Annotated in this window: 20 protein-coding genes; 13 read left to right on the top strand and 7 right to left on the bottom strand. The window is 69.7% G+C overall.

Translation table 11 applies throughout. The annotated features are described in order from the left end of the window. Positions 1-254: 254 nt before the first annotated feature. On the bottom strand, positions 255-446 hold the full coding sequence (locus ACZ53N_RS20370; protein WP_130879303.1) for a DUF397 domain-containing protein: 192 nt from the start codon (positions 444-446) through the stop codon (positions 255-257). A gap of 9 nt (positions 447-455) precedes the next feature. After that, positions 456-1,307 carry a Scr1 family TA system antitoxin-like transcriptional regulator gene (locus ACZ53N_RS20365; protein WP_469142226.1) on the bottom strand — a complete coding sequence of 284 codons (852 nt, stop codon included), beginning with the start codon at positions 1,305-1,307 and terminating at the stop codon, positions 456-458. A gap of 243 nt (positions 1,308-1,550) precedes the next feature. On the opposite strand from ACZ53N_RS20365, the gene ACZ53N_RS20360 reads away from it, so the two are divergent. Next, positions 1,551-2,003, top strand: coding sequence for a hypothetical protein (locus tag ACZ53N_RS20360; protein WP_469142225.1), 453 nt, complete (start codon positions 1,551-1,553; stop codon positions 2,001-2,003). 895 nt (positions 2,004-2,898) lie between these two features. Continuing rightward, positions 2,899-4,377, top strand: coding sequence for an MFS transporter (locus tag ACZ53N_RS20355; RefSeq protein ID WP_469142224.1), 1,479 nt, complete (start codon positions 2,899-2,901; stop codon positions 4,375-4,377). Positions 4,378-4,696: 319 nt separating this feature from the next. On the opposite strand, the gene ACZ53N_RS20350 is transcribed toward ACZ53N_RS20355, so the two are convergent. Then, positions 4,697-5,971, bottom strand: a complete 1,275-nt coding sequence (locus tag ACZ53N_RS20350; RefSeq protein WP_469142223.1) for an MDR family MFS transporter — start codon at positions 5,969-5,971, stop codon at positions 4,697-4,699. 176 nt (positions 5,972-6,147) lie between these two features. Between ACZ53N_RS20350 and ACZ53N_RS20345 the strand changes: the two genes are divergently transcribed. The 3 genes from ACZ53N_RS20345 (at position 6,148) to ACZ53N_RS20335 (ending at position 8,626) form a co-directional block, all read left to right on the top strand. Beyond that, positions 6,148-6,909, top strand: coding sequence for a phosphoglyceromutase (locus ACZ53N_RS20345; protein WP_130879307.1), 762 nt, complete (start codon positions 6,148-6,150; stop codon positions 6,907-6,909). A 189-nt stretch (positions 6,910-7,098) separates the two neighbouring features. Next, positions 7,099-7,953, top strand: a complete 855-nt coding sequence (locus ACZ53N_RS20340) for a hypothetical protein (protein ID WP_469142222.1) — start codon at positions 7,099-7,101, stop codon at positions 7,951-7,953. A 19-nt stretch (positions 7,954-7,972) separates the two neighbouring features. Continuing rightward, entirely contained in the window at positions 7,973-8,626 is a 654-nt protein-coding gene (locus ACZ53N_RS20335) for a class F sortase (RefSeq protein ID WP_469142221.1), read from the top strand. Positions 8,627-9,005: 379 nt separating this feature from the next. On the opposite strand, the gene phoU is transcribed toward ACZ53N_RS20335, so the two are convergent. Beyond that, positions 9,006-9,695: a phosphate signaling complex protein PhoU gene (phoU, locus tag ACZ53N_RS20330; protein WP_469142220.1), complete on the bottom strand. Its 690-nt coding sequence runs from the start codon at positions 9,693-9,695 to the stop codon at positions 9,006-9,008. 203 nt (positions 9,696-9,898) lie between these two features. Here phoU and phoR point away from each other — a divergent pair, with 203 nt between their 5' ends. Both phoR and phoP read left to right on the top strand, forming a co-directional pair. Then, positions 9,899-11,173: a two-component system sensor histidine kinase PhoR gene (phoR, locus tag ACZ53N_RS20325; protein ID WP_469142219.1), complete on the top strand. Its 1,275-nt coding sequence runs from the start codon at positions 9,899-9,901 to the stop codon at positions 11,171-11,173. 70 nt (positions 11,174-11,243) lie between these two features. Continuing rightward, on the top strand, positions 11,244-11,915 hold the full coding sequence (phoP, locus tag ACZ53N_RS20320) for a two-component system response regulator PhoP (protein WP_465270536.1): 672 nt from the start codon (positions 11,244-11,246) through the stop codon (positions 11,913-11,915). A 411-nt stretch (positions 11,916-12,326) separates the two neighbouring features. On the opposite strand, the gene ACZ53N_RS20315 is transcribed toward phoP, so the two are convergent. Then, entirely contained in the window at positions 12,327-13,025 is a 699-nt protein-coding gene (locus ACZ53N_RS20315; protein WP_469142218.1) for a copper chaperone PCu(A)C domain-containing protein, read from the bottom strand. A 635-nt stretch (positions 13,026-13,660) separates the two neighbouring features. Between ACZ53N_RS20315 and ACZ53N_RS20310 the strand changes: the two genes are divergently transcribed. The 4 genes from ACZ53N_RS20310 (at position 13,661) to ACZ53N_RS20295 (ending at position 16,326) form a co-directional block, all read left to right on the top strand. Beyond that, the gene (locus ACZ53N_RS20310; RefSeq protein WP_003953493.1) at positions 13,661-14,143 is read left to right on the top strand and encodes a CarD family transcriptional regulator; all 483 of its coding nucleotides are present in this window, start codon (positions 13,661-13,663) and stop codon (positions 14,141-14,143) included. A 291-nt stretch (positions 14,144-14,434) separates the two neighbouring features. After that, a complete protein-coding gene (gene ispD, locus ACZ53N_RS20305; protein ID WP_469142217.1) occupies positions 14,435-15,214 on the top strand; it encodes a 2-C-methyl-D-erythritol 4-phosphate cytidylyltransferase in 780 nt (259 codons plus the stop codon). Continuing rightward, positions 15,204-15,710, top strand: a complete 507-nt coding sequence (ispF, locus tag ACZ53N_RS20300) for a 2-C-methyl-D-erythritol 2,4-cyclodiphosphate synthase (protein ID WP_365381334.1) — start codon at positions 15,204-15,206, stop codon at positions 15,708-15,710. The genes ispD and ispF overlap by 11 nt, the downstream gene beginning before the upstream one ends. 208 nt (positions 15,711-15,918) lie before the next feature. Next, complete coding sequence (locus tag ACZ53N_RS20295) at positions 15,919-16,326, top strand: PPOX class F420-dependent oxidoreductase (protein ID WP_469142216.1); 408 nt, start codon at positions 15,919-15,921, stop codon at positions 16,324-16,326. Positions 16,327-16,373: 47 nt separating this feature from the next. Here ACZ53N_RS20295 and ACZ53N_RS20290 read toward each other — a convergent pair whose 3' ends face one another. Next, positions 16,374-17,621 carry an acyltransferase family protein gene (locus ACZ53N_RS20290; protein WP_469142215.1) on the bottom strand — a complete coding sequence of 416 codons (1,248 nt, stop codon included), beginning with the start codon at positions 17,619-17,621 and terminating at the stop codon, positions 16,374-16,376. Between the two features lie 121 nt (positions 17,622-17,742). Next, positions 17,743-18,909 (bottom strand): acyltransferase family protein, encoded by a 1,167-nt coding sequence (locus ACZ53N_RS20285; protein ID WP_469142214.1) that lies wholly within the window; start codon positions 18,907-18,909, stop codon positions 17,743-17,745. A 262-nt stretch (positions 18,910-19,171) separates the two neighbouring features. Here ACZ53N_RS20285 and cysS point away from each other — a divergent pair, with 262 nt between their 5' ends. After that, complete coding sequence (gene cysS, locus ACZ53N_RS20280) at positions 19,172-20,566, top strand: cysteine--tRNA ligase (protein ID WP_469142213.1); 1,395 nt, start codon at positions 19,172-19,174, stop codon at positions 20,564-20,566. Positions 20,567-20,671: 105 nt separating this feature from the next. Continuing rightward, complete coding sequence (gene rlmB, locus ACZ53N_RS20275; protein ID WP_469142212.1) at positions 20,672-21,622, top strand: 23S rRNA (guanosine(2251)-2'-O)-methyltransferase RlmB; 951 nt, start codon at positions 20,672-20,674, stop codon at positions 21,620-21,622. Positions 21,623-21,846 lie beyond the last annotated feature (224 nt).

The following is a 21,846-nucleotide window of genomic DNA, read 5'->3' as shown; positions in this document are numbered from 1 at the left end:
CGGTCCCCCCCCCCCCCCCCCCCCCCCCCCCCCCCTCCCCCCCCCTCCCCCCCCGGCAACCTTCTTGGTGGCAGGGGGAGTTGCGCGCCGGTCCGGGCGTGGTCTTGCCTGGCGATCCGCCCGGAACGGCACTGAAAGGGAAGGTAGCGCCGCTCACCTGGTGGTTACAAGAGTGCAACGTTGAACTCGTGCAACGGCATATGCCAAAAGCCCCCCACCTGCGAAGATGGGGGGCTGGTCGCGCGCGAGATCACTCAAATGAGGTGGTCGAACTCCCCCGCCTTGACGCCGAGCAGGAATGCGCGCAGCTTGTCCGGGCTTGTGGTGACAATTACGCCCGGGTCGTCGCTCTCGCGCACCAGGATCGCGTCTTCGGATCGGCCCAGTTCAATGCAGTCGTCTCTATCGCCAGAGAAAGAGGACTTCTGCCACGCAATCTGAGACATGCTATGCCTTCACAGTTGTTTAGCGATCTTATGGATGAAATCCCGCGACTCTTTCGGAGTGAGGGATGTATTGATTGTGCGGAGGAGAATGCTCCGGTAATTCTCCAGGTGCGATTCAGCGTCCAGGGGGACCGACCCATGTGCCGTGTCCAGCGACACCGTATCCAGTTTCGGAACAGGCCCCGCCGCATATGTGAGGGAGCTGTTAGCGCCTGGGAACGCGCCTGCGGCGAACGGAATGATGCGGATGGAAATGGCGTCGTGATCGCCCATCTCCGCCAGTCTTTCCAGCTGGCGCCGCTGGCCTTCGGCCCCTGGGAAGAGCATACGCAGAGCCGCTTCGTGGATCACGAAGGTGCAGGGAGTTGCAGGGTCGCGCTCTATTACTCGCTTGCGCTGCATTCGGAATGAGACGCGACGCTGTACGTCCATGGGTGACAGCTCCGGTACGGTCTGCCCGAACAGGGACCGCGCATATTCCTCAGTCTGAAGCAGGCCAGGGATGTAGACGACTTGCAGAACCGTCAGGCGTACGGCGTGGTGCTCAAGCTCGGCTAGGTCGAGAGCCCCGGTTGATAGCGTTTCGCGGTACTCTTCCCACCATCCCTTCCCGCGCTCCTCGGTCATGCGCGCCAGCGCGTCTACACATTCCAGGTCTGGACATGCGTAGATATTGGCAAGCGTTCTCAGTCGCTCCGCGCTGATGCCGATACGGCCCGCTTCAATGTTGCTGATGCGGGTGCGATCGGCGCCGAACTCTTTGCCGGCGTCAGCGACAGTGAGACCGCAGTGTTCGCGCATTTTGCGGAGCTCTGCCCCCAATCGGCGCTGTCGAGCCGTGGGCGCCGCTCTAGGTGGCATATACCGTCCTCCCCTGGTCGTTACGCACAGTCTCTCGTGGTCCTTCTTGCGGGTCCACCGGTTGCAGTGGTGTTCCTGTGCTGGTTGCACGAGTGCATCCGCCACCCCTATGGTCCTGTCAGCACCGCGCAGCACGTCGGGAAGACCCGAAGTGCAGCCGCCGCGCGCCCAGTTGGGCAACCCGGGGGCGGCCGAGCCACGGACGACGTGAGGTGCGCGGCTACGACCGATGGGAGACGACCCATGAGTACAGCCACGCTCAACAGTCCCCGCACCAACGACTACGCACAGGCCGCGCACTACTGGATCCTCGGTCCGGCCATCCCCTCAACGGCGAGACTCGCCCGCGACTCCGTGCGGGCGGTACTGGCCGTGACCGGCCATCCCCGCCTGATCGATCCCGCCCGCGTCTGTGTGTCCGACGCGGTGGCGCACGTCCTTCCCCTCATGTCCGGACCGGTGTTGACCGTGGGCGTCTCCGTGCGCCCGGCGCGCGTGATCATCACAGTGGGGGACGAGGGAAGAGACAGCCGCTCGTCGCGCCGCACGATGCGGCGCGAGATGGACACGGAGGCCGGGCTGCGGCTTCTCTGCCGACTGACCTACGCGGCGGGTGTGACGAGGACGTGGCACAACAGCCGAATCGCCACGCGCGTGTGGTTCGAGCTGCGGGACGCGCAGGCGGTGCTCGGATGATCAAGCCCACGCGGATCCCGGGGCGCCTGCGCACTGCCGCCCGCAACACCTTCTCCGGACGGAGGCCTTCCCATGCTCGTTGGTGACGCGTGGCCCGTGGTGATCGGCGCCTTGGTCCTGGCGCTCATTGTTTCCGGGCTGGCTCTGCTCTCCATGTGGTGGTCGACGCCCAACCCCCACCGAGCGCTGATGCCGCCCCCGGACGATGTCCCCGGGGTGAGGTACCGCTGCTGGTGCCACAACGAACCGATCGATGTGTTGGTCGTGCCACGGGACGCGGTGGTTCAGCTGCCGTCCGGCCAACACGCTCAGCCCTCAGTGAGGGCCACTGTCCGTCATCGTGCGCGGCCCCGGTCGTCCTCCCGTACCCGGTCGGACGGCAGAAGGGAGGGGGAAATACCTCCCGCGCCGGTGCTGACCGCGTAGGCGCGCCCGCCCGGTACCCCCCCCCGCGAGCCCCCGTCGGCTGCCGCCGACGGGGGTCTCTGGCCCGCATCCGGACATCGAAAACGTTGACAGCGCAGGCCTGACCTTGTGCCGGTCGACCGGCAGGGGCGAGCCCACTATCTGATTGCGTGGGGAGTCTGGGATGTCCTACCGTGGGTGAGTTCCTGTACCGAGGTGTCGGTGGCAGGGACCGGATTTCCTGTTCCTTCTGTGTCGATCTTGAGGTGACGACTTATTAACCGGGCCATGTAGTCGTCCGCGTTCCCCGCGTGCTGTTGTGTCGCACGTGTCCGGGGGCGGACGTCGCGCTGGCCTGAGTTGCGTCACCCTTCCCCACAGTTTTCCTTCCGGGTGCAGCTCTGCCGTCTGCCCCGGGTTTCGTGTTTTCCGGCCCCGGTGCGGCTGTCGGCAGGGCTCCCCGATTCCTTTGGATCAGGAGTTTCCCGTCGTGTCCTCCTCCGCGCTCGACAACGAGCCGAAGCACACCGCCCAGTCCCCAACCCAGCCCACACCCGGTCTGTCGAAGATGGGCCTTGCGGCCTGGATCGCCCTCTTGGTGCTCCTGGGCGCCGAGCTGATGGACATGATCGACCAGTCGGTCGTCCTGACCGCCCTGCCCGCGATCCAGGAGTCCACTGGCGCCGGACCGGACACGGTGCAGTGGCTGACCACCGGCTATTCACTGCCCGTCGCCGTCGGGCTGATCACCGGCGGACGCCTCGGCGACCTCTACGGTCGGCGCAGGATCCTGCTCATCGGCACCGTCGTGTTCACCACGGCCTCGCTGCTGTGCGGCCTCGCTGCCGGGCCGGGTGTGCTGATCGCCGCCCGCGCGCTCCAGGGCGTGGGAGTGGCCGTGATGATCCCGCAGATCCTGGCCACCCTCCATGTCACCTTCGAGGGGCAGAACCGCAGCAAGGTGTTCGGTCTGTACGGGGCCGTCATGTCGCTCGCCAATGTCCTGGGCCCGGTGATGGGCGGTCTGCTGACCGAGGCGGACCTGTTCGGGATGTCCTGGCGGCCGATCTTCCTGGTCAACGTGCCCGTCGGCCTCGCCGTGATCCTCCTGGGGCGCAGGTTTATCCCCGAGTCGACCGTGAAGAAGGCCGACCGGCTCGACCTGACCGGCATGCTGCTGTCCGCGCTGGCCATCGTCCTGATCGTCTTCCCGCTCACCGAGGGACACCTGCATCACTGGCCGCTGTGGTGCTTCGCCCTGCTCGCCTTGGGCCTGCTCGTCCTCGGTGTCTTCCTGCGTCACCAGAAGCGCAAGCAGGGCAACGCTCCGCTCGTGCCGGTGTCCCTCTTCCGGGGCCGGCAGTTCTCCGGCGGCATGGCCGCGCAGCTGATGCACGGGCTTCTGTGCGGGCTGTTCTTCATGACCTGGACGCTCTACCTCCAGCACGGACTGGGCATGAGCCCCTTCCACGCGGCCCTGGCCTTCGTGCTGCTCTCCGTCGGAGAGCTGGGCGGTGCGACGGTCGTGGCGAGGAGCGGCGGGCGTTTCGCCCGTCGGCTGCCGCAGGCCGGAGCTCTCATCACGCTGGCCGCGATGGCCGGCTACGGGTTCCAGATCCACGCAGGTCAGGGGGGCCTGACCCTACTGGCGATGACCGCTCCGGTGGTACTGATCGGCTTCGGTCTCGGCATGGTCGGCGGCCCGCTCGCCGACATGTCGCTGGCCCGGGTCCCGCACGAGGACGCCGGGTCCGCCTCGGGCCTGTTCAACACCGTCATGCACCTGGGCATCGCTCTGGGCACCGCGCTGACCGCCCTGGTGTTCTTCGCCGCCACCGGCGGCTCACCCGACGCCGCACTCAACCGCGACGCGTTCATCACCGTGCTGTGGTGGGTCGGCGGCCTCCTCGCCCTGCTGTGGGCCCTGCTGTTCTGCCTGCCCAAGCAGGCCGACAACCAGGCCGACTGAGTGACCCTGGGCCCCGGCCGCGACGTCGTCCGGGGCCCAGGCCCTCAGCCTTCCCCGTCCTCGCTGTCTTCGGCAGCGTCCAGGTCTCGGAAGGGGCGCAGGCCAAATGACGTAGCACCGACGGGAGTAGGGCACCGCCGCAGCCGGTCGCCCTCGGTACGCGACGGAGGCGACCTGATCGACGCACCCTCGCGACCAAGGACGCCGTGGCACCCCGTCGAGCGGGAAGGTGTGCTGTCCGGACAGGTTGGTGACGCGGCAGGCGGCTACGGCGAACAAGGCGAAGCCGGGCGGGAGCCGGCGTCCGCGTGACGTCCGGTCAGGCGGCCGCCGTGGGCTCGGCCTCCGGCGCGGCCGCCGGGGTCGTGGCCGCCGTCTCCACCCGCTCCGCCGCCGGCAGGTTCCGCATCAAGAGCCAGTACCCCGCGGCAGCGATCGTGCCGATCACCGCGCACCCGGCCCACAGCGTGTCCGCCCCGTAGTGGTCGATCACGGCGCCGCCCGCCAGCGGGGCGACCAACGCGGCAGCCGACCACGACAGGGTGTAGACGCCCTGGTAGCGGCCGCGGCCGTGGGTGGGGGAGAGGCGGGCGACGAGGCCCATCTGGGTGGGGGAATTGATGATCTCCGCCAGGGTCCAGACGCAGACCGTCAGCATGTAGACGGCGATCGACCCGGCGAAGGCGGTGAGCCCGAAGCCGTAGCCGGCCAGCAGAGCGGAGATCACCAGCAGCCGCTGCGGGTCGCGGTGCTCGATGAAGCGGGTCACGGGGATCTGCAGGGCCACGATCAGTACGCCGTTGACGGCGATGGCCATGCCGAAGTCACTGCTGGAGAAGCCGTCCGCGCCCATGGCCACCGGCAGGGACACCGAACTCTGCATGAAGAGCAGGGAGATCAGGAAGGACAGTCCGACGACGCCCATGAAGCGCCGGTCGCGCAGCACCGTCCCCATCCCGATCTGGGCCTCGTCCGCGCCGGCCGCGCCCGGTGCCACCGTGGGCCGGGACTCGGGGATCTTGCGGAAGACGAGGATCGCGCACGCCAGCGTCATGGCCGCCTCGCCGAGGAAGCCGATCAGATAGCTGTGTTCGGCGATGAGTCCGGCGGCGAGCGAGGAGAAGGCGAAGCCGAGGTTGATGGCCCAGTAGTTGAGCGCGAACGCCCGCACCCGGTCCTCCGGCGCCACGATGTCCGCCATCATCGCCTGCACCGCGGGCCGGGAGGCGTTGCTCGCCATGCCGACCACGAACGCGACGCCCGCGATGGCCACCGGGTGCTGCATGAAGCCGAGCACCGCCACCGACGCGGCGGTCGAGGTCTGCGCGATGAGGAGCGTGGGCCGTCGGCCGAGCCGGTCGGTCATCACGCCCGCGCCGATCGAGGAGACCACACCGCCGAGCCCGTGCAGGGCGGCGACGAGACCGGCGTACGAGGCCGAGTAGCCGCGTTCGAGGGTCAAGTAGAGGGCCAAAAATGTCGCGACGAACGCGCCGAGCCGATTGACGAGGGTGGACGTCCACAGCCACCAGAACTCCCGGGGCAGACCCGAGACGCTCTCTCTCGCCGCCCGCCTCATGCTCGCTACCGACATCCCCGCTACCCCCGATGTGTAAGTGTCTCAATCCGCCATCGCAACTTACACATGATTGGCGTGTCCGCGCCATCGAATTGACGATCATCGTCAACCGTTCACCGCCTCACGGGCGCCCGGGCGGCCAGGCGCGGCGGGGGTCCGGGCGGTCTCGGGCGTCGATTACGCTCTTGGGCATGGCCGACGCACCGTACAAGCTGATCCTCCTCCGCCACGGCGAGAGCGACTGGAACGCGAAGAACCTGTTCACCGGCTGGGTGGACGTGAACCTGACGGAGAAGGGCGAGAAGGAGGCAGTCCGCGGCGGTGAGCTGCTGAAGGACGCCGGCCTGCTCCCCGACGTACTGCACACCTCGCTCCAGAAGCGCGCCATCCGCACGGCGCAGCTGGCGCTGGAGTCCGCGGACCGTCACTGGATCCCGGTCCACCGCTCCTGGCGGCTGAACGAGCGTCACTACGGCGCTCTGCAGGGCAAGGACAAGGCGCAGACCCTCGCCGAGTTCGGTGAGGAGCAGTTCATGCTCTGGCGCCGTTCGTACGACACCCCGCCGCCGGTCCTCGAGGACGGCACGGAGTTCTCGCAGAGCGAGGACCCGCGCTACGCGACGATCCCGAGCGAGCTGCGGCCGCGCACCGAGTGCCTCAAGGACGTCGTCGAGCGGATGCTGCCGTACTGGTACGACGGCATCGTCCCGGACCTGCTGGCCGGCCGCACCGTCCTGGTCGCCGCCCACGGCAACAGCCTGCGCGGACTGGTCAAGCACCTGGACGGCATCTCCGACGCGGACATCACGGGCCTGAACATCCCGACCGGCATCCCGCTCTTCTACGAGCTCGACGCCGACTTCAACCCGGTCAAGCCCGGTGGCACCTACCTCGACCCGGAGGCCGCCAAGGCCGCCATCGAGGCCGTGAAGAACCAGGGCAAGAAGAAGTAACGCCCCCTCACGCACCACCAAGCCCCCTGCCTGCGCTTTCGCCGTGGACAGGGGGCTTTGTGCTGCCCCGCCGGGCGCCCTGGCGGGGTTGTCGCCGCAGCGAATCGGTCACCGAATGGAGTAGTGCGAATACGCTCCGGATGCGAGGAACGGATGTGCGGGTGAGCCTCGAAGCAAGGAGGTAACACCATGCACTCAATCCGCTCCGTCATATGCGGCGCAGCCACCGTAGTCGCCGTCTGCGGCGTTTCCGCAGTCCCCGCCTACGCCGTCGACAGCCCCGTCACGGCCCCCGTCGTGGCCACCGGTGAGAACCCGGCCACCGACCACGACGACGACCACGACGAGCACGGCAAGCATCACGACGGCCGTGACGACTGCGACCACGAGGGCCGCCACGACCACGACGGGCGCAAGGACCACGATGGTCGCGACGACCACGACGGTCACAAGAAGGATCACGACGGCTACAAGAAGGACCATGACGGCCGTGGTGACCACGACGGCAAGAAGGACCACGACGGCCGTGACGACCACGACGGTCGCAAGGACCACGACGGCAAGAAGGACCATGACGGCCGTGGTGACCACGACGGCAAGAAGGACCACGACGGCCGTGGTGACGACGACGACTGGCGCGACGACGACTGGCGTGACGACCACGACGGCCGCGGCGACCACGACGGGCGTCACGACGGCCACAAGAAGGACCACGACGGCCGCCACGACCACGACGGTCGCGACGACCACGAGGGCCGCGACGACCACGACGGCCGTGGCGACCACGACGGTCACAAGAAGGACCACGGCCGTCACGACCACGACGGGCGTCACGACGGCCACAAGAAGGACCACGACGGCCGTCACGACGGGCACGGCAAGCCCCACGCTCCCGCACACGCGGGCGGTGGCGCCACCGCGCAGCTGGCCTCGTCCTCGACGGAGTCCTCGTCCGACGTCCCGGTCATTCTCCTCGCCGCGGGTGCCACGGCCGGCCTGGCCGGTGGAATGTTCTGGTACCGCCGCCGCACCGTGAAGCAGTGACGGGAAGAGAACGGGCGTCATGTCAGAACAGCGCAGAGGTGGCCTCGGCCGTCTGCTGACAGGGGTGGCCTGGGTGGCGTTGCTGCTGGCCCTGTGCCTGTGCGGCAGTGACACCATCGAGGAGCCGGCAGCCAAGGCTCCGAAGAAGGGCGTCGCTGCGGGCCGCCCCCCTGCGCATGGCCTGCCCCCGGCACATGAACCACTGCCGGGGGCAGGCCCCAAGGAACTGGTCATCAAGGACCGGGGCCTCAAGGCCCCGATCGAGGGCCACGGGCTCGACCCGGCGGGCGGCGTCGAACCGCCCCCGTACGAGCGGCCCAACGCCGTCGCCTGGTACATGGAGGGCCCCCAGCCCGGCAGTGCCGGGGTCGCCGTCCTCGTGGGACACGTGGACACCCCGCAGACCCGGGCCGTGTTCTACGACCTCAGCACCCTCAAACGGGGCGAGACGGTCAGGGTCTCCCGCACGGACGGCTCCACCGCCGAGTTCACCGTCGAGGACATCACCGTCGTGGCGAACGACCGCTTCGACGCCGCGAAGGTCTACGAGCCCCGCGAGAAGGACCGCGCCGAGCTCCGCCTGATCACCTGCGGTGGCACCTACGACCGCGAGAAGCGTACGTACACCGCCAACGTCGTCGTCTCCGCCTATCTGACGGGCAAGGCGACGTAGGCCCCGTGGGCCCCGTAGGCCCCCCACGCGCGGCACCCGCGAAAGGGCCCCCGACCGGTGACCGGTCGGGGGCCCTTCCTGTGAGTGACGCGCGTGTGTGAATCAGCCGCAACCGCCGCCGCACTGGCACGATCCGCCGCTTTGGCAACCGCAGGAGCACCCGGGGCCGCACTGACAACCGCTCAGCGCGGGCGCGGACGCCCGTTCGGCGAAGTTCGCAGGAGGGGACTCAAACACGTCTGCCATGCGGTACCTCCTCGAAGGTTGGTCTGCCCCACCCAGTCAAGGACCGCCCGATCCGGCCGTCAATGCCGGGGCGCACAGGTGTACGGGCGCATCGAGGGCGCGCGGAAGCACGCACGGCCGCACGCGCCGGGGCCTACGCGCCCTCGACCGGGCCGGACTGCGCATTGGCCTGGGTCAGCTCGTCGGCGTGCTCACCGGTCACCAGATAGACCACGCGCTTGGCGACGGACACGGCGTGGTCCGCGAAGCGCTCGTAGTAGCGGCCCAGCAGGGTCACGTCGACGGCCGTCTCGATGCCGTGCTTCCAGCGGTCGTCCATCAGGTGCTGGAAGAGCGCGCGGTGCAGCAGGTCCATCGCGTCGTCGTCGTGCTCCAGCTGGAGCGCGAGGTCGACGTCCTTGGTGATGATCACCTCGGCTGCCTTGGCCATCAGCCGCTGCGCCAACTGGCCCATCTCCAGCACCGTGGAGTGCAGGTCGCGCGGGACCGCCGTCTCCGGGAAGCGCAGCCGGGCCAGCTTCGCCACGTGCTGGGCGAGGTCGCCCGAGCGCTCCAGGTCCGCGCTCATGCGCAGGGAGGTGACGACGATCCGCAGATCGGTGGCGACCGGCTGCTGACGGGCGAGCAGGGCGATGGCCCGCGCCTCCAGGTCCCGCTGGAGGTCGTCCACCTTGGCGTCCGCCGCGATGACGGACTCCGCGAGCTTGAGGTCCGCGTCCAGGATCGCCGTGGTGGCGCGCCCGACCGCGGAGCCGACAAGCCGGGCCATCTCGACGAGTCCTTCGCCGATCGAATCCAGCTCCTCGTGGTACGCGTCCCGCATTGCCTGACCTTCTCTCACTCCGAGTAACGCTGGCCGGGGGGATTCTCCGCCCGCCCACGGTCCCACGTTCGGGCCGGAACGCGACGGCGAACGGCCTCCGGAGTGAACCGGTACCGACATGAAGGTGAACTCTCGGCAACGTGTGTTCGAGGCACCCCCCATTTGGCTGTGGGGCGGCCGGGAGACGCGCATAACCTTGACTCATGAACGTGGACGCGGCCGTCGCCGCAGCGGCAGCCATCGCCGGGGTCTGCACCGGCGTGATCGCCATGCTGGCGTTCCGCTGGAGCGAGCGCGACCAGGCCCGCCCGAGCCGCAGCTCCCTGCACACCGACGCCGTACTCCCACCCGGGGTGGACACCGTGCTGTCGGTGCTGCGGTCCTCCGCCGTCGTCCTCGACGAGGGCGACGCCGTCGTCAAGGCCAGCTCCGCCGCGTACGCCCTCGGGCTGGTCCGGGGCGGCAAGCTCGCCGTCGAACCGATGCTCCAGATGGCCCGCGACACCCGCCGCGACGGCGAGATACGCCAGGTCGAGCTCGACCTGCCGCGGCGTGGCACCGGCCGCGGCGACGCCCTCGCGGTCTCCGCCCGGGTCGCGCCGCTCGGCTCCCGGCTCGTGCTGCTGCTGGTGGAGGACCTCACCGAGGCCCGCCGCATCGAGGCCGTACGCCGGGACTTCGTCGCCAACGTCAGCCATGAGCTCAAGACCCCGGTCGGCGCGCTCTCCCTGCTCTCCGAGGCCGTCATGGACGCCTCGGAGGACCCCGAGGCCGTCACCCGCTTCGCCGGCCGCATGCAGATCGAGGCGACCCGGCTCACCAACCTCGTCCAGGAACTCATCGATCTCTCACGGGTGCAGAACGACGACCCGCTGGAGGACTCCGAGCCCGTCCGGGTCGACGAACTGGTCGCCGAGGCGATCGACCGCTGCCGCCACCAGGCCGGCACGAAGCAGATCACGATGGCCGCGGGCGGCACCGCCGACCTGCACGTCTGGGGAAACCGCGGCCAGCTCGCCGCCGCCCTCGGCAACCTCGTGGAGAACGCCGTCAACTACAGCCCGGCCCGCACCCGCGTCGGCATCGCCGCCCGCCACATCACCGCGCCCGGCGGCGACCTCATCGAGATCGCCGTCACCGACCAGGGCATCGGCATCTCCGAGAAGGACCGTGAGCGGGTCTTCGAACGCTTCTACCGCGTCGACCCCGCCCGCTCCCGCGCCACCGGCGGTACGGGCCTGGGCCTCGCGATCGTCAAGCACGTGGCCGCGTCGCACGGCGGCGAGGTCACGGTCTGGAGCGCCGAGGGCCAGGGCTCGACGTTCACCCTGCGGCTCCCCGAGGCGGGCGCGGTCCGCGACCGCGACCGGGGGCGCACACTGATCGAGCGCAATGGCGGCACGGCCGCCCCCGACGACGTCCGCGCCGAGGACTCCTACACCGACGACCGACTTTCCACCCCGGAGGTCCTCCCGTGACCCCCACCAGCCCGTGCCACTCCGCCCCGAGCGACCAAGAGACCCGACCGGAGGTCCGTCCGTGACCCGTGTGCTCGTCGTCGAGGACGAAGAATCGTTCAGCGACGCGTTGTCCTACATGCTCCGCAAGGAAGGCTTCGAGGTGGCCATCGCCGCCACCGGGCCCGACGGGCTGGACGAGTTCGAGCGCAATGGCGCCGACCTGGTCCTGCTCGACCTGATGCTGCCGGGCCTGCCCGGCACGGAGGTCTGCCGGCAACTGCGGGGGCGCTCCAACGTGCCCGTCATCATGGTGACGGCCAAGGACAGCGAGATCGACAAGGTCGTCGGCCTGGAAATAGGAGCCGACGACTACGTCACCAAGCCCTTCTCCTCACGCGAGCTCGTGGCCCGCATCCGGGCCGTGCTGCGGCGCCGGGGCGAGCCGGAGGAGGTCACCCCGGCGGCGCTGGAGGCCGGACCGGTCCGGATGGACGTCGACCGGCACGTCGTCACCGTCTCCGGCGGCAAGGTCGACCTGCCGCTCAAGGAGTTCGACCTCCTGGAGATGCTGCTGCGCAACGCGGGCCGGGTCCTCACCCGCATGCAGCTCATCGACCGCGTCTGGGGCGCGGACTACGTCGGCGACACCAAGACGCTCGACGTCCACGTCAAGCGCCTGCGCGCCAAGATCGAACCGGACCCGGGCGCGCCGCGCTATCTGGTGACGGTGCGGGGGCTGGGCTACAAGTTCGAGCCGTAGGCCGGCCCGCGGCCCTGGTCGCCGGGCGGAGTCCGGCGCAGCGGCCCGAAGCCCGGGAGGCCCGCCGGGGCCGAGTGGTGCGAGGGGCGCACGTGGGGTGGGGTTCGAACCCGACCCGGGCGCGCCGCGCTATCTGGTGACGGTGCGGGGGCTGGGCTACAAGTTCGAGCCGTAGGCCGGTGTCGCGGTGTCCTCAATCTCCCCCAGCTACCGCTGGGAGGTGCCCCCAGCGGGCCTGGTCATGGCTGAGCTCAGCCGAATCAAGCCCGTCCGGCGATTGAGGACGCGCCCGCAGGGCGCTCGCCGCCGCAGGCGGCACGGACCGGCGGGCCGAGGCCGCCCGTATAACGCGAGGGGCCCGGAAGCTTTACGCTTCCGGGCCCCTCGGCGTAGGTCACACGGTCACACGGCTCAGTGCCCCGGGCCGTGCTGCTGCTGGCCGTCGGGCCGCGTCGGCTCGCCCGCGGGCGGGGTGTTGCCGCCGGACTGCTGGCCGGCGTCCGCGCCCGGAGTGCCGGACGGCGTACCCGAGGGGGTGCCGGACGGCGTACCGCTGGGCTTCCCCGGCGCCGGCTTACCGGGCTTCGCCGGGGCGGGCTCGGCGGGGCCCCACTCCTTGAAGTAGCTCTTCGCCGGGAAGACGAACGCAGCGACCTTCACGTCACCGGTCGAGCTGAAGTCGAACGTGAGCGGCTGCGACTCGCCGTCCTTCAGCGCCTCGCGGCCGTTCGGCAGGACGGCGGACGGGTTGCCCTGGCCGCCGAGCGTCACGGAGCCGCCGGCCGGGATGACGAGCGCGCCCGTGCCCTTGGCCGGGGAGAGCTTCACGGTCGCGCCCTTGCCGGGCAGCGAGATCGCGGTCAGCGTCTGGTCCTCGCGGCCGTTGTTGAAGACCTTGCCGGTGATGACGGCGGGGCCGGTGGCCTCCTGCTTCGGCTGGGTGATGACGTTGATGTTCTGAAGCTTGATGTCACCCACCGACGTGGCGGCGTTGTCCGGCTTCACCTCGAGCGTCTGGGCATCGTTGCCCGCCGCGCAGGCGGAGAGCGAGGCGATCGAGAGCACGAGGGCGGTAGCGGCGAGAGCGCCGCGTCGAAGGCTGCTGCTCACGGCGGCGGCATCTCCTTGGACGAAGTAAAGGATGTGTCAGCGGGCCTTAGGTTACCGAGCCGTCGGAGAGCCTCCGCACCCGACCCGCCCCCATGGTCAACTCCGTGCCACTCGCCTGGTCCACTCGACCGGTCCACGGACCCTGTTACCCGTCGTTACTCGTCGTCACTCACCCGGTCGCCGTAGTCGATCGCACACGCTCTGTGTGAGCGGCCGAATATCGCCCGTGTGCGCGTCCGGAACCGGCGTCGGAGCGGTACGGAGGATTATCGGTTAAGGAATGCGAGGGGTCGCGGAAGGGGTTCCCTAATTGATCAAGTTCCAAGTGATCAATTCGGGATTCCGCGCACAGAAGGTGGGTGCACCCCGAACGGAGTAGGGGAAGTCCGCCGACCGGACCCCGGCAAACCGGGACGTTCGGTCGCTCGCGGGGCCTGCCGGGCGGGTGTAACGTGCCCGTTTCACCCCGCCCGGACAACCGCTCCGACCTGCGAATACCCGCTTCCGGAAGCCTCCCGCAGCACGTTCCGGTTGCTGTTGTCAAGCCCCGAGATATGCCCTGACCTGCGAAAACGCCATTCAGAACGCCCTCTTCTCGTGTTAGACTGGATAGTCACGGAAGGGGTACCTGTCACATGACGTTCAAGGTTGGCGACACCGTGGTCTATCCCCATCACGGGGCCGCGCTGATCGAGGCCATCGAAACTCGCCAGATCAAAGGCGTGGACAAGACCTACTTGGTGCTGAAGGTTGCCCAGGGTGACCTGACGGTTCGCGTGCCAGCGGACAATGCGGAGTTCGTCGGCGTGCGCGATGTGGTCGGCCAGGACGGGCTGGACCGGGTCTTCGAGGTGCTCCGCGCACCGTATGCGGAAGAGCCGACGAACTGGTCCCGTCGCTACAAGGCAAATCTCGAGAAGCTCGCTTCGGGTGACGTGATCAAGGTCGCCGAGGTAGTGCGCGACCTGTGGCGTCGCGAGCGCGAGCGCGGACTCTCCGCCGGAGAGAAGCGCATGCTCGCCAAGGCGCGGCAGATCCTGGTGAGCGAGCTCGCCCTCGCGGAGAACACCAACGAGGACAAGGCCGAGGCCCTGCTCGACGAGGTTCTCGCGTCCTGACGTAGTGCGGGATCCGCGCGCTGGATCCACAGCAGGTGCTGGACGTAAAGAAGTGCCGCGGTGCCCGCGTGATGACGAAGGTCATTCGCCGGGCGCTGCGGCATCTCTGCTCCGGCGGCGTTTTATGGCGCTGATGTCGCTCACGCCGCACGTTCAACGCCGTACTTGGTGTGCCGGGCCCGGGCAGCCGGCCCGACCAGTCGTCACGGAAGGGGCTGGTCGGGGCATCGTGCCCGGCACGCTGAGGCCATACCCAATTCGGCCGAGGAAGCAAACCTGAACGCCAACGCAATGTCCGATCGAGCCACCGTCGGCGCATCCGGACGCACCGCCGTCGTCATTCCCGCGGCGGGCCGCGGGGTGCGGCTCGGCCCCGGCGCGCCCAAGGCGCTGCGCGCCCTGAACGGCACGCCCATGCTGATCCACGCGGTCCGCGCGATGGCGGCCTCCCGGGCCGTCTCGCTCGTCGTCGTGGTCGCCCCGCCGGACGGCGCCGCCGAGGTCCGCAACCTCCTCGACGAGCACCCCCTCGCGGACCACGACCCCACCGAGGTGCTGGTCGTCCCCGGCGGCGGGACCCGTCAGGAGTCCGTGCGGCTCGGCCTGCGGGCCCTCACCGACGACATCACCACCGTCCTCGTCCACGACGCCGCGCGCCCCCTGGTGCCCGTCGACACGGTCGACGCCGTCGTCGCGGCCGTCCACGACGGCGCGCCCGCCGTCGTCCCCGCGCTGCCCCTCGCGGACACCGTCAAGCAGGTCGAGCCGCGCACCGGCGACGCCGCGGGCGAGCCCGAGCCGGTCGTCGGCACGCCCGAGCGGGCGCTGCTGCGGGCCGTACAGACGCCGCAGGGCTTCGACCGCGCCACGCTGGTGGCCGCCCACGAGAAGTTCGCCGCCGCCGCCCGCGAGGGCGAGGGCGCCACGGACGACGCCGGCCTGGTCGAGCGGCTCGGCACCGAGGTCGTCGTCGTGCCCGGCCACGAGGAGGCCTTCAAGGTGACCCGGCCGCTGGACCTGGTCCTGGCCGAGGCCGTACTCGCCCGCAGGAGGGCCAACGATGGCTTCTGAGCCCCTGGTGCTGCCCCTGGTGGGCATCGGCACGGATGTGCACGCCTTCGAGGAGGGCCGCGAGCTGTGGTGCGCGGGCCTGCTCTGGGAGGACGCCACCCACGGCCTCGCCGGGCACTCCGACGGCGACGTCGCCGCCCACGCGGCCTGTGACGCGCTGTTCTCCGCGGCGGGTGTCGGCGACCTCGGCGCGCACTTCGGCACCGACCGCCCCGAGTGGTCCGGCGCGGCCGGCGTCACCCTGCTGGCGGAGGCCGCCCGGATCGTACGGGCGGCCGGTTTCGAGATCGGCAACGTCGCCATCCAGGTGATCGGCGTCCGGCCGAAGATCGGCAAGCGGCGCGAGGAGGCACAGAAGGTCCTCTCGGCGGCGATCGGCGCCCCGGTGTCCGTCTCCGGCACCACCACCGACGGTCTGGGCCTCACGGGCCGGGCGGAGGGCCTGGCGGCCATTGCCACGGCGTTGGTGGTGCGTTCCGCCGCCGGCGCGGCCTGAGGACGTCCCGTCCGCACCACCGCTGCGCGGCGGTGTCCTCAATCGCCGGACGGGCTGCTGTGCTCTGTCCTCAATCGCCGGACGGGCTGATTTTCAGCCCGCCCGCCGCCGCAGGCGGCAAAACCCGCCCGCAGTCAAAGGTCCCTCGGCCGAGCGCGCGCTGCGAATACGGTGAAAGCGACGCCGTCACCGAGGGAAGGACCCCACCGTGTCAGCCGCACTCTCCGACGACCTGAAGAAGCTCATCGACGACAGCCCCGTCTTCGCGACCGTGGCGACCGTGCAGCCCGACGGCAGCCCTCAGCTGTCGGTCACCTGGGTCAAGCGCGACGGTGACGACCTGCTGATCTCGACGACCGTCGGCCGCCGCAAGGAGCGGAACCTCCGCCGCGACCCCCGGGTCACCGTCATGATCAACCCGTCCAACGCGCCCTACACCTACGCCGAGGTCCGCGGCAGCGTCACCCTCACGACCGAGGGCGGCCAGGAACTGATCAATGAGCTGTCACGGAAGTACACCGGGAAGGCCTACGCGGAGTTCAACCCGGCCGCGAAGGACGACGCCGAGCGCGTCGTCGTCCGGGTGACGCCGCGCAAGGTCGTGGGCTCGCTCTGAGCCGAGGCCGGTCCCGCCGCTCCGGACCGGACCGGCGGGACCGGCCGTCAGGAGCCGTCGGGCGCGCCCGAGGCCCCCACGCCGACGCGGTCGGGCTCCTTCTGCTCGTACGGGCGCTGCTGTCGCAGTACCGGTGGAACGTCCACCGTGCTCAGCGGCGGCGCCTCCGGTGCCGAAACGCGTCGCTCGGCGTCGGCCGCCGACTGCTGGCGCATCTCCTCCATGCCCTTCTGCAGCACCCGGCGCAGCCACTTGCCCAGCGGGCGCTCCACACAGCGGTGCAGGACCCAGGCGGCGCCCAGCATGAGCGCGATGATGCCGCCGACGAGCAGCGGCGCGGGGACCTTGTGGCGCAGCCAGTAGGTCAGCGTCATGCCGATGTACTGGTGGATCAGATAGAGCGGGTAGGTCAGCGCGCCCGCCGTCGCGAGCCAGCGCCACTGCAACCGGTCGCAGTAGCCCAGCGCGATGATCGCCATCAGGGCGAAGGCGATGACGACGATCAGCGTGGCGGGCCAGGTCGGAATCACCTCGGTGGAGTTGTCCGAGACCCGCCGTGGCACCTGGTGCAGCGCGAGCAGCAGGGACATGATCACGATGCCCCAGAGCACCGCCGTGGGCTTGAAGCGGTGCATGAGATAGAAGGCGATGCCCGCGATGAAATAGGGCGCAAAGATCGGCATCGCCCACATGTCGAGGAGCTTGTTGTCGACCGTGGGGGCGGTGATCGAGACCACCGTCCAGATCCCGCAGAAAAGCACGCATTTGCGGTAGGTGACACCGGTGGCGACGACGATCGCGAAGAGCACGTAGAACTTCAGCTCGACGAACAGCGTCCAGTAGACGCCGTCGACATCCCAGACCCCCAGCCCTTGCTGGAGCATCGTCAGGTTGGTGAGGACGACGTCCCAGTTCTTCACGTCGCGGACCTGCGGCCACATGGTGATGACGCCCGCGGTCAGGAATATCGCGACCCAGTACGCGGGATAGATCCGCGAAACCCGGGAGACCACGAAATCACCCAGAGTGCGCCCCCAGGTACTCATGCAGATCACGAAGCCGCTGATCAGGAAGAAGACCTCGACGCCGAGCCAGCCGTAGCGGGCGAGGGGTTGCGCGGCGGGAAATATCTCGGCCGCGGGCCGGTCCCATCCACCGCGCAGCGAGACGAGGTGGAACAGCACGACCATGAGGGCGGCTATCAGACGGAGCCCGTCCAGGACGTAGAGCCTGGGTGCGGAGCGCCGGACGGCTACCCGGCCGCCATCGAGATCACCTCGGCTGGCGAAACGCATGTCGTCCTCTCCCGTTGTGCAGTCGGTTCATAGTATGCAGGGGCTATTCGCAGGCATGTTGACATAGGAACCTGTCCGCGTCGCCGTGACGGTTCTCTCGCGATCACTCTCTTCACTTCCTTCACTTCCGCACACTTGAATTCCCCGAGATGGTCGCTTGACCTCCTCGGATGTCCGCCATCGCGCGTTCGAGACCGCACTTGATCGCTCGTGCCAACGGTCGTTCCACATAGCGATGCGTCAGCCAGGCGGCCTGCAGCATCCCGAGGACCAGGGCGGGCAGCAGGACGTAGCGCGGCACATGTCCGTCGGCGTGCTTGATGACCACCCAGCCGATGCGCTCGTGGAGCAGGTAGAGGGGATAGGTCAGCACCCCGGCCGTGGCCAGCCAGCGCCAGTCGAGGCGCCGGGTCCAGCCGAGCGCGACGGCCATGACCGCGGCGAAGAACACGGTCATCAGCAGCAAGGTCGGCCACCGCGGGACGCTGTGCCCCATATGGCTCTCCGCTCGCGCGTGGGCGGCGAGCAGATCGTGCTGCACGATCAGGAAGCTGACCGAGACGATCAACCAGAGCACCAGATTCGGTCGGAATCGGTACATCAGATAGAAGGCGATGCCGGCGATGAAGTACCAGCAATCCTGCGGCAGCAGGATCTCGCCGAGCGTACGGTCGCCCACGCCCCGGGCGACGACCGCCGCGACGGCCCACAGGACGCAGAAGCCCACCGCCCGCCGGTACGTCAGTCCCTTCCAGGCGACGAGCGCGAAGAGCAGGTAGAAGCGCATCTCGATCCACAGCGTCCAATAGACGCCGTCGACGGGAGCCACCCCCAGGGGATCCTGGAGCATGGTGAGATTGACGGCGACGTCCTGCGGCCTGGGCGTCTCATTGACCACCGGCCAGAGATAGAGGACGAGCGAGACGGCCAGCACCGCGAACCAGTACGCGGGGTAGAGCCGGGTCACGCGCGAAGCGGCGAACCGTCCGACACTCTTGCCCCAGCAGCTCATGCAGATCACAAAGCCGCTGATCAGAAAGAACAGCTGAACACCCAGCCAGCCGTACGAGGCCGGCAGATAGGCCGTCGGGAAGAGCGACCGCGACGGCCCCTCCCACGCACCGCTGCCGAACGCGATGTAGTGGTACGCCACCACCATCAGCGCCGCCAGCAGCCGCAGCCCGTCCAGCGCGGCCAGCCTGCCGGGCGCCCGGTCCTGCTCCGGCCGGGGCCGGACCGGGGCCGGCGGTTCCGGATGCTCCTGCTGTACCGGCAGAGTGGAGTGCAACGCCCCTCCTGGGTTCCGCGGCGCCTCACCGAGGAGATGGGGCGTGCCGGGGAAGCTACCACGGGTATTTGTACTTTTGACGCAAAAGGCAAATAACGGGCAAAACGTGCCGCGAGGGCCCGGATCCGGCACTCGGTGAAACCGGTACGGAAGCCTCCGCGACCCCGCCGACAGGCGCGATCCCTGTCCGGACAAGGCCTTCCCCCCGGCCGGAAAGCACCTACTGCCCGGGGCACTCCCTTACGCCCACTACCCTGGTTCCGTGACCATTCGCCTGTACGACACCAGCGCCCGGCAGATCCGCGACTTCTCCCCGCTCACACCGGGCTGTGTCTCGATCTACCTCTGCGGTGCCACCGTGCAGGCCGCACCGCACATCGGCCACATCCGGTCGGGCCTGAACTTCGACATCATGCGCCGCTGGTTCACCTACCGCGGCTACGACGTGACCTTCATCCGCAACGTCACGGACATCGACGACAAGATCATCGCCAAGGCGGCCGAGCAGGGCCGCCCCTGGTGGTCGATCGGCTACGAGAACGAGTGCGCCTTCAACGCGGCGTACGACGCGCTCGGCTGCCTGCGCCCGACCTACGAGCCGCGCGCCACCGGCCACGTGCCCGAGATGATCGAGATGATGCGCGGCCTGATCGAGCGCGGTCACGCCTACGCCGCCGAGGGCAACGTCTACTTCGATGTGCGCTCCTACCCCGGCTACCTCGCCCTCTCCAACCAGCAGCTCGACGACCTCCGCGCGGCGGGCGACGTCGAGGCCGGCAAGCGCGACCCGCGCGACTTCGCCATGTGGAAGGCGTCCAAGCCGGGCGAGCCCAGCTGGGAGACGCCCTGGGGCCGCGGCCGCCCGGGCTGGCACCTGGAGTGCTCCGCCATGGCGCACAAGTACCTGGGCGCGTCCTTCGACATCCACGGCGGCGGCCTCGACCTGATCTTCCCGCACCACGAGAACGAGATCGCCCAGGCCAAGGCCTTCGGCGACGACTTCGCCGCCTTCTGGGCGCACAACGCCTGGGTCACCATGAGCGGCGAGAAGATGAGCAAGTCGCTCGGCAACTCGGTGCTCGTCTCCGAGATGGTCAAGCACTGGCGCCCGATCGTCCTGCGCTACTACCTCGGCACCCCGCACTACCGCTCGATGATCGAGTACAGCGAGGAAGCGCTGCGCGAGGCCGAGTCCGCGTTCGCGCGGATCGAGGGCTTCATCCAGCGGGCCTGCGAGCTGGCCGGCCAGCAGGTCGAGCCCGCCGCCGAGGTGCCGCCCGCCTTCGCCGAGGCGATGGACGACGACCTGGGCGTCCCGCAGGCGCTCGCCATCGTCCACACCACGGTCCGGCAGGGCAATTCCGCGCTGACCGCCGACGACAAGGACTCCGCCGTCGCCCGGCTGGCCGAGGTGCGCGCCATGCTCGGCGTGCTGGGCCTCGACCCGCTGGACGAGCAGTGGGCCGGCTCCGGCGCGGACCGCGGCGACGATCTGCACGGCGTCGTGGACTCGCTGGTCCGGCTCGTCCTCGAGCAGCGGCAGGCGGCCCGCGGGCGCAAGGACTACGCCACCGCCGACGCCATCCGCGACCAGCTCCAGCAGTCCGGTCTCGCCATCGAGGACACCCCGTCCGGCCCCCGCTGGTCGCTGTCCTGATCAGTGACGCCCGGCACCGCCGGGCGTCCTGAGAGACACTTTTCGTACGTACGTTTTCTGAGCCGTCCCCATCGGCCCTGAGCAGTAGAAGAAACAAGGTGACCCATGGCCGGCAACACTCAGCGCAGGAACCGCCGCACGTCCAACAAGAAGGGCATGCAGGTCGGCAGCGGAGGCCAGCGACGTAAGGCCCTGGAGGGCAAGGGCCCGACCCCGCCCGCGTCCGAGCGCAAGGGACACAAGAAGAACCGCCTCGCCAGTGCCAAGGCGCGGCACGAGACCAAGCGTCCGGCCCCGCGCCGCGGCGGCCCCAAGGGCACCAACGAGCTGGTCGTCGGCCGTAACTCGGTCGTCGAGGCGCTGCGCGAGGGCGTCCCCGCGAACACGCTCTACGTCCAGCAGTACCTGGACAACGACGAGCGCGTGCGCGAGGCCATCCAGCTCGCCTCCGAAAAGGGCCTGAACCTCATGGAGGCGCCCCGCCCGGAGCTGGACCGGATGACGAACGGCCTCAACCACCAGGGCCTCGTGCTCCAGGTGCCGCCGTACGACTACGCCCACCCGGACGACCTCACCGCCGCCGCCTTCGACGCCGGCAAGGACCCGCTGATCGTCGCGCTCGACGGCATCACCGACCCGCGCAACCTCGGCGCCGTTGTCCGTTCGGCCTCCGCCTTCGGCGGCCACGGCGTCGTCGTCCCCGAGCGCCGCGCGGCCGGCATGACCGCCAGCGCCTGGAAGACCTCCGCCGGTACCGCCGCCCGCACCCCGGTGGCCCGCGCGACCAACATGACCCGGCTGCTGGAGTCGTACCAGAAGGCCGGTCTGACGGTCGTCGGCCTCGCCGCGGACGGCGACGTCGAGCTGCACGAGCTGGAGGCCCTCGCCGGCCCCGTCGTCATCGTCGTCGGCAGCGAGGGCAAGGGCCTGTCCCGCCTCGTCGGCGAGACCTGCGACTTCCGCGTCCGCATCCCGATGCCCGGTGGCGCCGAGTCGCTGAACGCCGGCGTCGCGGCCGGTGTCGTGCTCTACGAGGCCTCCCGCCGCCGCGCCTAGCCTGGCCGGCGGTTCGTCGGCTACGGGCCGCCGTTGCCGCCTCTCGCCTGACCGGCGGATCTTTTGGCCGCGGGCGCGTCGTTGCCGCCTGCGGCGGTGGGCGCCCTGCGGGCGCGGGGGGGGGGGGGGGGGGGGGGGGGGGGGGGGGGGGGGGGGGGGGGGGGGGGGGGGGGGGGGGGGGAGAGGGGAGGGGAGGGGGGGGGGGAGGGGGGGAAGACGAAACG

This window comes from Streptomyces sp. NPDC033229 (genome assembly GCF_055576875.1).
This window is presented reverse-complemented; position numbering and strand designations above follow the sequence as displayed.